Origin of the sequence: uncultured Streptococcus sp., from assembly GCF_963511325.1 — a bacterium.
Lineage (GTDB): Bacteria > Bacillota > Bacilli > Lactobacillales > Streptococcaceae > Streptococcus.
In genome coordinates this window covers 1-14,296 of sequence record NZ_CAUPII010000040.1, presented here as the reverse complement: position 1 = coordinate 14,296, position 14,296 = coordinate 1, and the positions used below count along the sequence as shown (strand labels likewise).

Annotated in this window: 12 protein-coding genes and 1 pseudogene; 8 read left to right on the top strand and 5 right to left on the bottom strand. The window is 39.0% G+C overall.

The genetic code is table 11. From position 1 onward, the window contains the following. Positions 1 to 60: 60 nt before the first annotated feature. From ffh to RQ973_RS08705, 3 genes are read right to left on the bottom strand one after another with little or no spacing between them, the layout of a single operon-like run. Entirely contained in the window at positions 61 to 1,626 is a 1,566-nt protein-coding gene (gene ffh / locus RQ973_RS08715) for a signal recognition particle protein (protein ID WP_311523698.1), read from the bottom strand. Positions 1,627 to 1,643: 17 nt separating this feature from the next. Beyond that, positions 1,644 to 1,859 (bottom strand): 2-oxoglutarate:acceptor oxidoreductase, encoded by a 216-nt coding sequence (locus RQ973_RS08710; RefSeq protein ID WP_311523697.1) that lies wholly within the window; start codon positions 1,857 to 1,859, stop codon positions 1,644 to 1,646. A gap of 2 nt (positions 1,860 to 1,861) precedes the next feature. Then, the gene (locus RQ973_RS08705) at positions 1,862 to 2,194 is read right to left on the bottom strand and encodes a putative DNA-binding protein (RefSeq protein WP_000402062.1); all 333 of its coding nucleotides are present in this window, start codon (positions 2,192 to 2,194) and stop codon (positions 1,862 to 1,864) included. 153 nt (positions 2,195 to 2,347) lie between these two features. Here RQ973_RS08705 and rnc point away from each other — a divergent pair, with 153 nt between their 5' ends. The 4 genes from rnc to RQ973_RS08685 all read left to right on the top strand — a co-directional run bounded on the left by rnc (position 2,348) and on the right by RQ973_RS08685 (position 8,078). Next, complete coding sequence (gene rnc, locus RQ973_RS08700) at positions 2,348 to 3,046, top strand: ribonuclease III (RefSeq protein ID WP_075231683.1); 699 nt, start codon at positions 2,348 to 2,350, stop codon at positions 3,044 to 3,046. Beyond that, complete coding sequence (gene smc, locus RQ973_RS08695) at positions 3,037 to 6,576, top strand: chromosome segregation protein SMC (protein WP_075231682.1); 3,540 nt, start codon at positions 3,037 to 3,039, stop codon at positions 6,574 to 6,576. Before rnc ends, smc begins: the two co-directional genes overlap by 10 nt. 88 nt (positions 6,577 to 6,664) lie before the next feature. Beyond that, entirely contained in the window at positions 6,665 to 7,324 is a 660-nt protein-coding gene (locus tag RQ973_RS08690; protein ID WP_075231681.1) for a trimeric intracellular cation channel family protein, read from the top strand. A 175-nt stretch (positions 7,325 to 7,499) separates the two neighbouring features. Next, positions 7,500 to 8,078 carry an HD family hydrolase gene (locus RQ973_RS08685; RefSeq protein WP_075231680.1) on the top strand — a complete coding sequence of 193 codons (579 nt, stop codon included), beginning with the start codon at positions 7,500 to 7,502 and terminating at the stop codon, positions 8,076 to 8,078. Positions 8,079 to 8,303: 225 nt separating this feature from the next. Here RQ973_RS08685 and RQ973_RS08680 read toward each other — a convergent pair whose 3' ends face one another. Then, positions 8,304 to 8,771 carry an 8-oxo-dGTP diphosphatase gene (locus RQ973_RS08680; RefSeq protein ID WP_000136624.1) on the bottom strand — a complete coding sequence of 156 codons (468 nt, stop codon included), beginning with the start codon at positions 8,769 to 8,771 and terminating at the stop codon, positions 8,304 to 8,306. A 332-nt stretch (positions 8,772 to 9,103) separates the two neighbouring features. Here RQ973_RS08680 and RQ973_RS08675 point away from each other — a divergent pair, with 332 nt between their 5' ends. The 3 genes from RQ973_RS08675 to ftsY are packed head-to-tail and all read left to right on the top strand — an operon-like array spanning position 9,104 to position 12,171. Further along, on the top strand, positions 9,104 to 9,895 hold the full coding sequence (locus RQ973_RS08675) for a Cof-type HAD-IIB family hydrolase (protein WP_075231679.1): 792 nt from the start codon (positions 9,104 to 9,106) through the stop codon (positions 9,893 to 9,895). Next, positions 9,895 to 10,713: a Cof-type HAD-IIB family hydrolase gene (locus tag RQ973_RS08670; protein ID WP_075231678.1), complete on the top strand. Its 819-nt coding sequence runs from the start codon at positions 9,895 to 9,897 to the stop codon at positions 10,711 to 10,713. Before RQ973_RS08675 ends, RQ973_RS08670 begins: the two co-directional genes overlap by 1 nt. Positions 10,714 to 10,716: 3 nt before the next feature. After that, the gene (gene ftsY, locus RQ973_RS08665; RefSeq protein WP_075231677.1) at positions 10,717 to 12,171 is read left to right on the top strand and encodes a signal recognition particle-docking protein FtsY; all 1,455 of its coding nucleotides are present in this window, start codon (positions 10,717 to 10,719) and stop codon (positions 12,169 to 12,171) included. Positions 12,172 to 12,209: 38 nt separating this feature from the next. Here the strand turns inward: ftsY and zwf are convergent, their stop codons facing one another. Continuing rightward, entirely contained in the window at positions 12,210 to 13,697 is a 1,488-nt protein-coding gene (gene zwf, locus RQ973_RS08660; protein ID WP_075231676.1) for a glucose-6-phosphate dehydrogenase, read from the bottom strand. A gap of 451 nt (positions 13,698 to 14,148) precedes the next feature. Between zwf and RQ973_RS08655 the strand changes: the two are divergent. Beyond that, a pseudogene (locus tag RQ973_RS08655) lies at positions 14,149 to 14,296 on the top strand (IS3 family transposase); the annotation flags it as partial.

The window sequence follows — 14,296 nt, the reverse complement described above, 5'->3', positions numbered from 1 at the left end:
TAAAAATACCCCAAAAGTTAGATTTTTTCTGTCTAACTTTTGGGGTGCAGTTCATCCCTTTTATTTGCGTTTTTTCTTGGCTTTTTTCATTTTATTAGCCATGCGTTTCATGGATTGCTTCATGGCAAATTCACCGATTTTACCCTTGAGACCTCCACCAAACATCTGACTCATATCTGGCATTCCTGCTCCACCAAGAGCTGACAAGTCAGGCATACCACCTTGTCCCATCATACCTTCAAGGGCTGACATATCCATACCCCCAGGCATATTTTTAGGAAGATTGTTAGGGTTGATGCCCATCTGTTTCATCATCTTGTTCATGTCACCAGACATGACACCTTGCATGAGTTGTTTAGCTTGGTTGAAGTCCTTGATGAACTTGTTGACTTCGATAAAGGTATTACCAGAACCAGCAGCGATACGACGACGGCGACTTGGAGTAAGCAAGTCTGGGTTTTCACGTTCTTCTGGAGTCATAGAAGAGACGATGGCACGTTTGCGAGCAATTTGTTTTTCATCCACCTTCATATTTTGAAGGGCAGGATTGTTGGCCATACCTGGAATCATCTTGAGCAAATCTTCCATTGGCCCCATATTTTGTACCTGATCCAACTGATCGATGAAATCGTTGAAATCAAAGGTATTTTCTCGCATCTTCTCAGCCATTTCAATGGCTTTTTGCTCATCGTATTCTTGGGAAGCTTTCTCAATCAGAGTCAGCATATCTCCCATACCGAGAATACGGCTGGCCATACGATCTGGGTGGAAGGTTTCAATGTCAGTAATCTTTTCACCAGTACCAGTGAACTTGATTGGTTTTCCAGTGATGTGACGAACAGAAAGGGCAGCACCACCACGAGTATCCCCATCAATCTTGGTAAGGATAACACCAGTCACTTCCAACTGAGCGTTGAATTCACGCGCAACGTTTGCAGCTTCCTGACCAATCATGGCATCGATGACAAGAAGGATTTCATTTGGTTGAGCGAGGGCTTTAACGTCACGAAGCTCATTCATGAGAAGTTCGTCAATTTGCAAACGACCGGCCGTATCAATCAAGACATAGTCGTTATGGTTGGCTTTGGCTTGCTCCAAACCTTGGCGAACAATTTCAACTGCAGGAACTTCAGTACCAAGAGAAAATACGGGAACATCAATCTGTTGTCCAAGTGTTTTCAACTGGTCAATAGCAGCAGGACGATAGATATCGGCTGCAATCATCAAAGGACGAGCATCCTCTTCCTTTTTAAGTTTGTTAGCAAGTTTACCTGCAAAAGTTGTTTTACCGGCCCCCTGCAAACCGACCATCATGATAATGGTTGGGATTTTTGGTGACTTGATAATCTCAGCTGTGTCTGAACCAAGGACTTCCGTCAATTCTTCATTGACAATCTTGATGATTTGTTGAGCTGGATTAAGGGTATCAATGACTTCATGCCCGATCGCACGTTCACGAACCTTCTTGATAAAATCCTTGACAACTGGTAGAGCAACGTCGGCTTCTAAAAGAGCTAGACGGATTTCTTTGGTTGCTTCTTGGATATCGCTCTCTGTAATTTTTCCTTTTTTACGTAGGTTTTTAAAGACGTTCTGCAAACGTTCTGTTAAATTTTCAAATGCCATTATTTTCTCCTATTTTTTCAATTCAGTGGAAATCGTCCGAAATGTTGCAAACACTCTAGTTCTTCGGGTGTGACTTCTTTCATGATTTCATTTGGATATCCCCAACAGCTAAAACCTATTTGCATAGCTTTGGAGATATGATTGGGCGAGATAATCTGTAGTCGACTAGGAAATGGTTCCTCTGCAGCTAATAGTTTGCAAGGTATTCCTTTATAGACAACAAGATTTTCCATGATTACTCCCTATTATCAATACTGGTCAAAATCTCAATTTGCTCTTGCAGAAAAGCATCCTCTGGATAACGCTCCAAAATCTGATCAAAAATTTGACTGCGAACAATGTAGTCAGAGTACATATGGAGCTTCATCTCATAGTCTTCCAGGATCTTTTCAGTTCGTTTGATATTATCATAAACGGCCTGGCGACTGACACCGAATTCTTCAGCGATTTCAGCTAAACTATAGTCGTCTGCATAGTAGAGTTCGATATAGTTCATCTGCTTATCAGTCAAAAGGGCTGCATAAAATTCAAACAGAGCATTCATTCGATTGGTTTTTTCAATTTCCATAAGATTTATTATACCAAAAAAAAGCCCAATTCGCTAGCTGGGGGCTGATTTTAGCTAGAAGTTAGAAAATGAGCTTTTCACTGTTCTTTTCTGACTATGAAGCCTTTTTTTGATATAATGGATAGGATTATAATGATTTAGAAAGAGGTAGTCATGAAAGAATTAGAATCCGTGTTACAAGAACGTTTTGATCTTGTTTTTTCAGATAAACAATTACTCGAAACAGCTTTTACCCACACTAGTTACGCCAATGAGCACCGCCTCTTAAAAATTTCACACAATGAACGCTTGGAATTTTTAGGAGACGCTGTTCTGCAATTATTGATTTCAGAATATCTGTTTAAAAAATACCCTAAAAAACCAGAAGGGGACTTGTCAAAACTCCGTGCTATGATTGTCCGTGAGGAGAGTTTGGCTGGTTTTGCCCGTGATTGTCAGTTTGATCAGTTTATCAAGCTTGGTAAGGGGGAGGAAAAGTCTGGTGGTCGTAACCGAGACACGATCTTGGGCGATGCTTTTGAAGCCTTTTTGGGTGCTCTGCTTTTAGACAAGGATATAAAGACTGTAAAAACCTTTATCTACCAAGTCATGATTCCTAAGGTTGAAGCTGGCGATTTTGAGATGATCAAGGATTATAAGACTCACCTTCAAGAATTGCTCCAAGTTAATGGAGATGTTGATATTCGTTATCAGGTGATTTCAGAGATTGGGCCAGCCCATGATAAGATGTTTGAGGTTGAAGTCCTTGTTGAGGGGCAAAGTCTAGGTTCTGGTAAAGGACGCTCTAAAAAATTGGCCGAGCAGGAAGCCGCTAAAAATGCAGTTGAGAAAGGGCTGGATTCATGTATTTAAAAAAAATTGAAATCCAAGGCTTTAAGTCCTTTGCTGATAAGACCAAAGTTCTTTTTGACCAAGGGGTGACGGCGGTTGTAGGACCAAATGGATCTGGGAAATCAAATATTACTGAAAGCCTCCGTTGGGCACTAGGTGAATCTAGTGTGAAAAGTCTGCGTGGCGGGAAGATGCCTGATGTCATCTTTGCAGGAACGGAAAGTCGGAAGCCTCTAAACTACGCTTCTGTTATTGTTACTTTGGATAACCAAGATGGCTTTATCAAGGATGCAGGCCAGGAAATCAAAGTTGAACGTCATATCTATCGTACTGGAGATAGTGAATACAAGATTGATGGTAAAAAAGTTCGTCTTCGTGATATTCATGACCTCTTCTTAGATACTGGACTTGGACGTGATTCCTTCTCTATTATTTCCCAAGGGAAAGTTGAAGAGATCTTTAACTCTAAGCCTGAGGAACGTCGGGCTATTTTTGAAGAAGCTGCCGGAGTTTTGAAGTATAAAACTCGTCGAAAAGAAACTGAAAGCAAGCTCCAACAAACTCAGGACAACTTGGATCGTTTGGAAGATATCATTTATGAGTTAGATAATCAAATCAAACCATTAGAAAAGCAAGCAGCAACAGCTCGTAAATTTATAGAATTAGACGGTCAGCGTAAAGCCATCTACTTGGATGTTTTGGTTGCACAAATTCAAGCCAATAAGGTTGAATTGGATGTAACAGAAGAAGAATTAAACCAAGTTCAGGAACTTCTGACCAGTTATTACCAAAAACGTCAAGACTTAGAAGAAGAAAACCAAACTCTCAAAAAGAAACGTCATGATTTACAAGCGGAGATGGCTAAAGATCAAACTAGTTTGATGGATTTGACTGCTCTAATCAGTGATTTGGAACGGAAATTGGCCTTGTCTAAACTGGAGACAGAGCAGGTTGCTCTCAATCAACAAGAGGCACAGGCTCGTTTGGCTAGTTTGGACGAAAAGAGAAATGTTCTCATTCAAGAGAAGGAAGAAAAAGAAATAAATCTCAGTCAGTTAGAAGAAAATCTATCTGTCAATACTAAGGAAGTCAATCGTTTAGAAGCTGAGTTATTAGCTTTTTCTGATGATCCAGATCAAATGATTGAGCAACTGCGTGAACGTTTCGTTGCCTTTTTACAAGAAGAAGCGGATGTCTCTAACCAGTTGACACGTATTGAAAATGACCTTGAAAATAGTCGCCAACAGACTCAAAAGCAGGAAGAACAATTAGAATCCTTGAAGGAACAATTGGTTACTGCCAAGTCTAAGGCTGCTGACCAAGAGCTTGCCCTAAAGTCTGCTAAAGAAGAAGTACAGAACTTACTCGCTGACTATCAAACCAGTGCCAAAGAAGAAGAAGCACAAAAGCAGACTTATCAAAGCCAGCAAAATCAACTCTTTGACCGATTGGATAGTCTGAAAAACAAGCAGGCCAAGGCGCAAAGTTTGGAAAACATTCTTAAAAACCATAGTAATTTCTATGCAGGTGTTAAGAGTGTTTTACAAGAGAAAAATTGTCTAGGAGGTATTGTTGGAGCTGTTAGTGAACATTTAACCTTTGATGTTCGTTATCAGACAGCACTTGAAATTGCCCTTGGTGCAAGTAGCCAACACATTATCGTTGAAGATGAACAGGCAGCAACAAAGGCCATCGATTTTCTTAAGAGAAACCGAGCTGGTCGTGCGACTTTCCTACCTTTGACAACTATTAAGGCACGTAGCATTTCTGGGCAGAATCAAGATGTGATTGCCTCAAGTCCAGGTTTTCTTGGAATGGCAGATGAATTGGTTACCTTTGATGCCAAACATGAAGCAATATTTAAAAACTTGCTAGCTACGACAGCTATCTTTGATACAGTGGAGCATGCGCGTGATGCGGCTCGTAAGGTACGCTATCAAGTTCGGATGGTAACCTTAGATGGTACTGAACTGCGTACAGGTGGTTCTTATGCTGGTGGTGCCAATCGTCAAAATAACAGTATTTTCATCAAGCCTGAATTGGAGCAGTTACAAAAAGAAATTGCTCAAGAGGAAAAGCTCCTTGGTCAGGAAGAAGAAATTCTGAAAACAGTTCAAGAAAACTTAGCTACCCTCACTCAGACTTTGGAAACTATTAAGTCTAAAGGAGAGCAAGCTCGTATAGAGGAGCAGGGCTTATATCTTGCTTATCAACAAACTTGCCAGCAAGTTGAAGAACTCGAAACACTTCTAGAACTTCAGGAAAAAGAATTAAACAATCTCAGAGGTGGAGATTGGCAAGCTGAAAAAGAAAAATGCCAAGAACGTCTTTCGCTCATTGCAACTGAAAAGCAAAAGCTGGAGTCTGAGATTGAAGAAATCAAGTCCAATAAAAATGCGATTCAAGAACGTTACCAAAGCTTGCAGGATAAACTTTCTCAAGAACGTCTGCTCAAAACAGAAATGGTAGGGCGAAAACGTTACGAAGTTGCAGATATTGAACGGATCAATAAAGAACTTGAGAACCTCAATATCGAACAAGAAGAAATTGAACGGCTTCTCCAAGAAAAGGTAGACAATCTTGAAAAAGTTGATACAGAACTTTTGGCCAAGCAGGAAGCAGAAGCCAAGAGTCAGAAGGAAGAAATTCAACAAGGATTGATTCGTAAGCAGTTTGAACTAGATGATATTGAAGGTCAATTGGATGATATAGCCAGTCATTTAGAACAAGCTCGCGAGCAAAATGAAGAATGGATTCGTAAGCAAACACGTGCAGAAGCAACTAAAGAGAAGATTACGGACCGCCTTCGCTATCTTCAAGGTCAACTGACTGAAGAATACCAGATTAGTTATACTGAAGCATTAGAACAAGCCAACCAATTGGAAGACTTGGCTGTCGCTGAACAAAAGGTCAAGGATTTGGAAAAATCCATTCGTTCACTTGGTCCGGTTAACTTGGATGCCATTGAACAGTTTGACGAAGTTCACGAACGGTTGGAATTCTTAAATAGTCAGCGTGATGACATTCTTTCTGCCAAAAATCTTCTTCTTGAAACCATTACAGAGATGAACGATGAAGTGAAGGAACGATTTAAATCAACCTTTGAAGCAATTCGTGAATCCTTCAAAGTGACCTTCAAGCAGATGTTTGGTGGTGGTCAAGCGGACCTAATCCTGACCGAGGGAGATTTATTGACAGCAGGTGTTGAAATCTCTGTTCAACCGCCAGGTAAGAAAATCCAATCTCTCAACCTCATGAGTGGTGGAGAGAAGGCCTTGTCAGCTCTTGCTTTGCTCTTCTCAATCATTCGTGTCAAGACCATTCCATTTGTTATTTTGGATGAAGTAGAGGCTGCACTCGATGAAGCTAACGTTAAACGCTTTGGGGATTATCTTAACCGTTTTGACAAGGATAGTCAGTTTATCGTTGTTACCCACCGTAAGGGAACCATGGCAGCAGCAGACTCTATTTATGGGGTAACCATGCAAGAATCTGGTGTTTCTAAGATTGTCTCTGTTAAACTAAAAGATTTAGAAAATATGGATGCTTAGTTTGTTTTCGATACAACATTTCAAGCTAAAGTATTTAGAATGACCTTCAAGAAGTCGGAGGGTTACAAAAATAAATTGAGGAGCTTATATGGATTTCGATCTATTCCTAATGATCTGTAATTATATTGGGACTATAGCCTTTGCTGCTTCAGGCGCTATCAAAGGATTTGGTAAACGATTAGATATTTTTGGAATTAGTTTATTGGCAATTGTAACAGCAGTAGGCGGGGGTATTTTAAGAGATTCTATTATCAGTCGTTTTCCATCCGCTCTCGCAGATCCTGGACCGATTTATGTCTCTATTCTTGTAGCTGTTATTATGTATGCCTTTGTGACATCAAAACAAGCCAATGCCAGTCAAGAAAAAAAATTCTATAAGTGGCTGAGAGAAGCTTATCTTATCTTTGATTCGATTGGCTTAATCATCTTTTCCTTGATTGGAGCTACCGCCTTAGCTGATAGTAAATTGAACTTGATGTCTGCAGGGATTTTGTCCTGTTTAACGGGAGCAGGTGGAGGTATTATCCGAGACCTCCTGATCAATGAAGTACCAAGTGTTCTAAAAGAAGACATCTATGCACTTCTATCTTTCGTAATTGGAGTTATTTATTATTGGTTGGCCTTTGTCCTTCACTTTCCAAGAATCACCGCTTTTATCATTCTCTCAATTGTCGGTTTTGTGATTCGACTCTTTATTATTAAGTTTAAGCTCTCTTTGCCAAATATGGATAAAAAGACTTGGAATTGATTGATGGTAGGAAAGTTCAATCACTCGATTGATAAATATTTTATAAATTACAAGTTTAATCAAGCGTCTAATCTCATGTGGATTAGGCGTTATTTTTTGCAAATAAGGGAAATTAATGATGTAAAGATTATTTTTTGCTAATATATTTGTAATTTCGAATTAGATAGGAGCAATAATGAGTAATTTGAAACATTCTGTTGATTTTATTAAAGAAATAGAGAAATTAAAGTCAGTGACAAGATTTAATAGAACTCTTGATGGCAGATTTGAAAATAGTGCCGAACATTCTTGGCAGGGTGCCATAGCTGCGATGGTTCTTCAAGATTATTATCCTGAAAAGTTGAAAATGGAAAAAGTTATTTCTATGTTATTGATTCATGATTTAGGTGAGATTTATGCCGGAGATACTTGGGTTTTTGATGATGAAAAAAAGGTTCATTCTCATAATAGAGAGTTAGAATCTATAGAAAAAACAATGAGCCTCCTTCCAGAAGAGAAATATTTGAATATGAAAAATTTGTGGTTGGAATTTGAAAAAGGGCAGAGTGCTGAAGCAAGATATGCAAGAGTGATCGATGCCTTGGTACCACTGATAAATCACTTAGAAGTGTCAGAATTCAATTATAATCCTGATAATATCAGTGCAGACATGGTATTAGAAAAGAAAAAGTTCATAAAAAGTGAATCAGAAGAATTATGGAAACTGACGGAAGACTTGATTCAGGAAAGTGTGGAGAAGGGCTTATATTTTTAATAACAGTTAGCCCAATAGAAGATAGAATTTTAACCGATGAATGGAAATATATATGATTAACCTTGTCACAACTGAAATCGGAATAAGGAAATTGATACAGTAAAATACAAAGGCAGCCTTGGAATAAGCTGTTTCCAAGGCTTTATAGCTATTTATAGGTAGAAGGAAAAAATTGCTAGAGTAGATGATTTTTATTAGATACCTTTGATTATACCGTAGAGAATATTAGTCAAATAAAATTGTTTTGTTTTCACTAATGCATTTCTTATTATCATCCCAATAGTTAATACTTTCAAAGCTTCCTTTTCTTAAATAAAGTGGTAGCCTTTTTCTTATTTCATCTTGCATTGGTATTTTATCAATATCTTTTAGATTCCACCATTTTGGCTCACCTTCAGCAGATGTACTTAGTTCACCAGTAAACTGAGTACATAAAAAGTCATAGAAGACAAATCTCTCATTACCAATTGAATTAGTAAAGCCTGAAATTCCTTTTAATTCAAGATTTAATGCAGTGAGTCCAGTTTCTTCCTTAAGTTCCCGTAATGCAGCTTCAAAAAAACTTTCAGGGAATTCAACTTTTCCCCCCGGTGGAATCCAGCCAGGAAAATTATCGTGCTGTCTATTAAGTAATAAAATTTCTTGATTTTTCAAAACGCAAATATTAACCCAGTTTTTGATTTTTTCAGTCATATTATTAACCTCCAACAAGTATTTTTTCATATGCAAGATTATATGTCAAGAACTATATGCTATTTATGATTGTGACAACTGTATCTCAGCCAAAGATTGATAATTTTTACGTAATAGCTGATGAACTCTCAGAATAGACTTCAATCAAGAACTTTGGAAGAAAAGAGTTGAGAGATTGGATATAAAAGAAAGTAAGCAAATCAGCCTGGCCTTTAAATTGGTCTTACGGATTAATTTTTAGAAGACAAAGACGTGTCAATTCAGCACGTCTTTTTTTACTTTTTCTATGGTATAATAGAAGGTAGATTTATTAATTGGAGTATGAAGAATTTATGATTAAATTAGTAGCAACGGATATGGACGGTACTTTTTTGGATGGTGCCGGTCAATTTGATATGGAGCGTCTGAAAAAGTTGCTCCATTCTTATCAAGAAAAAGGAATCTATTTTGCTGTAGCATCAGGTCGTGGGCTTTTGTCACTTGAAAAGCATTTTGCGGATGTTAAAGATGAGATTATTTTCATTGCTGAAAATGGGAGTCTCGTTCGTTTCCATGGAGAGGACCTCTATGAAGCAACCATGCCTCGAGATTTTTACCTATCAACATTTGAAAAACTAAAGACTTCACCTTATTTTGATGAGAAAAAGATGCTCTTGACTGGTAAAGAGGCTTGCTATGTCTTAGATACAGTAGATGAAACCTATCTTATGTTTAGTCATCATTACAATGAAAATATCAAAAAAGTAGCCAGCCTAGAAGATATTACCGATGAGATTTTCAAATTCACAACTAACTTCACTGAAGAGACAGTAGAAGCTGGAGAATCTTGGGTCAATGAACATGTTCCTGGGGTCAAGGCTATGACGACAGGCTTTGAATCCATTGACATCGTTTTAGACCATGTTGACAAGGGAGTCGCTATTGTCGAATTGGCTAAGAAATTAAATCTGGATATGGATCAAGTGATGGCTTTTGGTGATAATCTTAATGACCTGCACATGATGCAAGTTGTAGGGCACCCAGTCGCACCTGAAAATGCTCGTCCAGAGATTTTAGAACTAGCTGAAACAGTTATCGGACATCACAAAGACCAATCAGTTATCGCTTATATGGAGGGTTTGTAATGGCAGATATTAAATTAATTGCCCTAGACTTAGATGGGACTTTGCTGACGACAGACAAGAAATTGACTGATCGTACTAAGGCAACTTTAAAGGCAGCGCGTGATCAGGGAGTCAAAGTGGTACTGACAACTGGACGTCCCCTCAAGGCTATGGATTTCTTCCTTAAAGAGCTTGGAACAGACGGCCATGATGACGAGTATACTATCACCTTTAATGGTGGATTGGTTCAGAAAAATACAGGTGAAATCCTCGATAAGACAGTATTCTCTATTGATGATGTGACACGTATTTACGAGGAAACTGAAAAACTAGGCATTCCTTTAGATGCCATTTCAGAAGGTACAGTTTACCAAATCCAATCAGATCAAGAAAGTCTTTACGCCAAGTTTAACCCTGTTTTAAACTTTGTTCCAATTGACTTTGAAGATTTGTCTAGTCAAATGACCTACAACAAATGTGTGACCGCTTTTGCTCAAGAACCACTGGATGCCGCAATTGCTAATATTTCACCAGACTTGTTTAACAATTATGAAATTTTTAAATCTCGCGACATGCTTTTGGAATGGTCACCAAAGAACGTTCATAAGGCTACTGGATTAGCTAAATTGATCGACCACCTAGGAATTGACCAAAGTCAAGTGATGGCTTGTGGAGATGAGGCCAATGACCTTTCCATGATTGAATGGGCAGGACTCGGAGTTGCTATGCAAAATGCTGTGCCTGAGGTCAAGGAAGTTGCAAATGTAGTAACCCCTATGACCAATGACGAGGAAGCTGTTGCCTGGGCCATTGAAAAATATGTACTGAAGGAGAACTAAAGAATGGGATTATTTGACCGTTTATTTGGGAGAAAAGAAGAACCAAAAATCGAAGAAGTCGTTAAAGAAGCTTTGGAAAACTTGGATCTGACAGAGCCTAGCGAGGAAGTTGAAGCACTTGGAACTGAAGAAGTTGAAGTGAAAAATACTGAGGAAATCGACCAAAGTTCAGAAGTTGAGGAAACTTATTCTAAAGAAGCTAGTGAGTCTGCAGAACCAGTAGCAGAAACTATTCTAGAGACAGTTGAAGCAGAAACCGCCCCTCAGAAAGAAGAGACTCAGTTTGAAGAGGAAACTGAGTGTCATTGTTGTCAGGAAGAGTCAGAGTCAACAGAAGTTGAAGAAACTGAAGACAGCTCTCAAGAAGTAGTTGAGTTTGTTGCAGAAGAACCTGAGTCACCAGTCGAAGAAGTACCTTCAAGTGATAGCGACGATGAAGAAGCTGATCAAGTTCAACCAGACGAGACGGAGTCAGATACTTCTGAAGAAGAGGAAGAAGATCTAGTAATCGAAGAAATTCCTCAAGTTCAAGAGACTGTACAGGAAAAATATGACCGTAGTCTCAAGAAAACTCGTACGGGCTTTGGAGCTCGTTTGAATGCTTTCTTTGCTAACTTCCGCTCTGTTGATGAAGAATTCTTCGAAGAACTAGAAGAACTGCTCATCATGAGTGACGTTGGTGTACAGGTAGCTTCAAATCTCACTGAAGAATTGCGCTATGAAGCAAAACTTGAAAATGCCAAGAAACCAGATGTCCTCCGTCGTGTCATCATCGAAAAATTGGTAGAGCTTTACGAAAAAGATGGGCAATACAATGAAAGCATTAACTTCCAAGATGGTTTGACAGTCATGCTCTTTGTAGGTGTTAATGGTGTCGGGAAAACAACTTCAATCGGTAAATTAGCGCATCGCTACAAGCAAGCAGGCAAGAAAGTCATGCTTGTTGCTGCGGATACCTTCCGTGCTGGTGCGGTAGCTCAGTTAGCAGAATGGGGCCGTCGTGTAGATGTTCCTGTGGTTACTGGGCCTGAAAAAGCAGATCCAGCCAGTGTGGTCTTTGACGGGATGGAACGAGCAGTAGCAGAAGGTATTGACATTCTCATGATTGATACAGCTGGCCGTTTACAAAACAAGGAAAACTTGATGGCAGAGTTGGAAAAAATTGGTCGTATCATTAAACGTGTCGTGCCAGAAGCTCCGCATGAAACCTTCCTAGCACTTGACGCCTCAACAGGACAAAACGCTCTTGTACAAGCCAAAGAGTTTTCAAAAATTACTCCTGTTACAGGAATTGTCTTAACCAAGATTGATGGAACTGCCCGAGGTGGTGTTGTTCTGGCTATCCGTGAGGAACTCAATATTCCTGTTAAGTTGATTGGTTTTGGTGAAAAAATCGATGATATCGGTGAATTTAATTCTGAGAACTTTATGAAAGGCCTTCTAGAAGGTTTGATATAAAAGAAAATCCTGCAAGAATTCTTGCAGGATATTTTTTTCTATTCTAAACGACCATCTTTACGATAGGCGATATCTGGTTGCCAAGTCCACTCAGCACCGTATTTTTCAAGGAGTTCAAAGCTAGCTTGAGGTCCCATGCTACCAGCTTTGTAGTCATGAAGAGGAGCACCATTATCAGCCCAAAGCTTCTCAATACGGTCAATCAATTTCCATGATGCGCTAACTTCTTCCCAGTGGCTAAAGTTAGTTGAATCGTTATTCAATACATCGTAGATTAGCTTTTCATAAGGATCTGGTGAAGCACCTGTAGCTGTAGCATCAGTTCTGTAGTCAAGCGAATTATGTGCAAGTTTGAACTCTTCTCCAACTTCTTTACCGTTAAGGCTAAGAGAGAATCCTTCCGTCGGTTGGATGTAGATGGTAAGCACATTCGGTGCTAGTGGTTCTCCAAAGATTGAATCCATTTGTTTGAAGACGATGTTTACGTGTGTTCCTTTTTCAGTTAGGCGTTTACCTGTACGGAAGAAGAAAGGTACATCACGGAAGCGATCAGTATCTACAAAGAAGGCACCTGAAGCAAAGGTTTCTGTCATTGATTCTGGGTTGACATTTGGTTCGCTACGGTAAGAGATGTATTTCATGCCATCAACTTTACCAGAACGATATTGACCACGGATGAAGTGCTCTTTAAGTTCCTCATTTGTAGGGTGGTAAAGGTTCTTGAAGACCTTGATTTTCTCTGCGCGAATGTCATCCTTTGTAAAGCTTGCAGGCTTGTCCATAGCAAGGAGTGATAGAAGCTGAAGTGTGTGGTTTTGAACCATGTCTCGAAGGGCGCCAGACTCATCATAGTAGCCACCACGCTCTTCAACACCTAGACGTTCTGCAAAGGTAATTTGCACATTATCAATATGTTCCCGATTCCAAACATTTTCAAAGATCATATTGGCAAAACGAATGGCAAAGATACTCTGAATCATCTCTTTACCAAGATAGTGGTCGATACGATAGATTTGCTCTTCGTTAAAAGTAGCTAGAAGCTCTTCGTTTAGTTTGCTTGCAGTTTCATAATCTGTACCGAAAGGTTTCTCAACTATCAAACGTTCAAAGCCCTTACCGTCAACGATTTGCTCAGACTTGAGGTGTTTGGCGATGGTACCGAAGAATTGTGGTGCCATTGAGAGGAAGAAGAGCTTGTTGTGTTCAGTTTGATACTTTTCATTTAACTCAGCCTGAAGCTTACGTAATTCGATATAGTGTTCGGTATCATTAACATCGTGGCTTTGATAGTAAAAATGACTAGCAAAAGCTTGAGCCTCTTCTGCGCTATCTGCCAAGTCCAAAATAGATTCGACAACAACAGATTCGAAATACTCTTTACTCCAAGGACGACGAGCAGTTCCAATAACAGCAAAATGATCAGAAAGATTACCTGATTTATAAAGTCTAAAAAGTGAAGGGTAGAGCTTACGTTTGGCCAAATCCCCACTTGCACCGAAAATTGTAACAATAACTTTTGATGACATCTAGCTACCTAATTTCTATTTTGTTTCCTAGTCAAACTAGGCATGAGGAATCCCCATTTTTCATATTTTTTATTTTATCATAATTTTCTAAAAAATCCAAAAATCCAATACGTCTATACTAAGAGGCTGGGAAAAATCTCAATTTCATACTCTTCGAAAATCTCTTCAAACCACGTCAGCGTCGCCTTACCGTATATATGTTACTGACTTCGTCAGTTCTATTTACAACCTCAAAACAGTGTTTTGAGCTGACTTCATCAGTTCTATCTACAACCTCAAAGCAGTGCTTTGAGCAACCTGCGGCTAGCTTCCTAGTTTGCTCTTTGATTTTCATTGAGTATCAGGAGCAACCGAAGTAAATTTTCCCACAATAAAACGCATAATATCAAGTTTTTGAACTGCACCCCAAAAGTTAGACAGAAAAAAATCTAACTTTTGGGGTGTTTTTATTATGAAATTAACTTATGATGATAAAGTTCAGGTCTATGAACTTAGAAAACAAGGATATAGCTTAGAGAAGCTTTCAAATAAATTTGGGATAAATAATTCTAATATTAGGTACATGATTAAATTGATTGATCGTTACGGAATAGAGTTCG

Excerpts from the sequence above, each read along its gene's own strand:
- ffh (WP_311523698.1), bottom strand. The coding sequence starts at position 1,626 with ATGGCATTTGAAAATTTAACAGAACGTTTGCAGAACGTCTTTAAAAAC.
- RQ973_RS08710 (WP_311523697.1), bottom strand. The coding sequence starts at position 1,859 with ATGGAAAATCTTGTTGTCTATAAAGGAATACCTTGCAAACTATTAGCT.
- RQ973_RS08705 (WP_000402062.1), bottom strand. The coding sequence starts at position 2,194 with ATGGAAATTGAAAAAACCAATCGAATGAATGCTCTGTTTGAATTTTAT.
- rnc (WP_075231683.1), top strand. The coding sequence starts at position 2,348 with ATGAAAGAATTAGAATCCGTGTTACAAGAACGTTTTGATCTTGTTTTT.
- smc (WP_075231682.1), top strand. The coding sequence starts at position 3,037 with ATGTATTTAAAAAAAATTGAAATCCAAGGCTTTAAGTCCTTTGCTGAT.
- RQ973_RS08690 (WP_075231681.1), top strand. The coding sequence starts at position 6,665 with ATGGATTTCGATCTATTCCTAATGATCTGTAATTATATTGGGACTATA.
- RQ973_RS08685 (WP_075231680.1), top strand. The coding sequence starts at position 7,500 with ATGAGTAATTTGAAACATTCTGTTGATTTTATTAAAGAAATAGAGAAA.
- RQ973_RS08680 (WP_000136624.1), bottom strand. The coding sequence starts at position 8,771 with ATGACTGAAAAAATCAAAAACTGGGTTAATATTTGCGTTTTGAAAAAT.
- RQ973_RS08675 (WP_075231679.1), top strand. The coding sequence starts at position 9,104 with ATGATTAAATTAGTAGCAACGGATATGGACGGTACTTTTTTGGATGGT.
- RQ973_RS08670 (WP_075231678.1), top strand. The coding sequence starts at position 9,895 with ATGGCAGATATTAAATTAATTGCCCTAGACTTAGATGGGACTTTGCTG.
- ftsY (WP_075231677.1), top strand. The coding sequence starts at position 10,717 with ATGGGATTATTTGACCGTTTATTTGGGAGAAAAGAAGAACCAAAAATC.
- zwf (WP_075231676.1), bottom strand. The coding sequence starts at position 13,697 with ATGTCATCAAAAGTTATTGTTACAATTTTCGGTGCAAGTGGGGATTTG.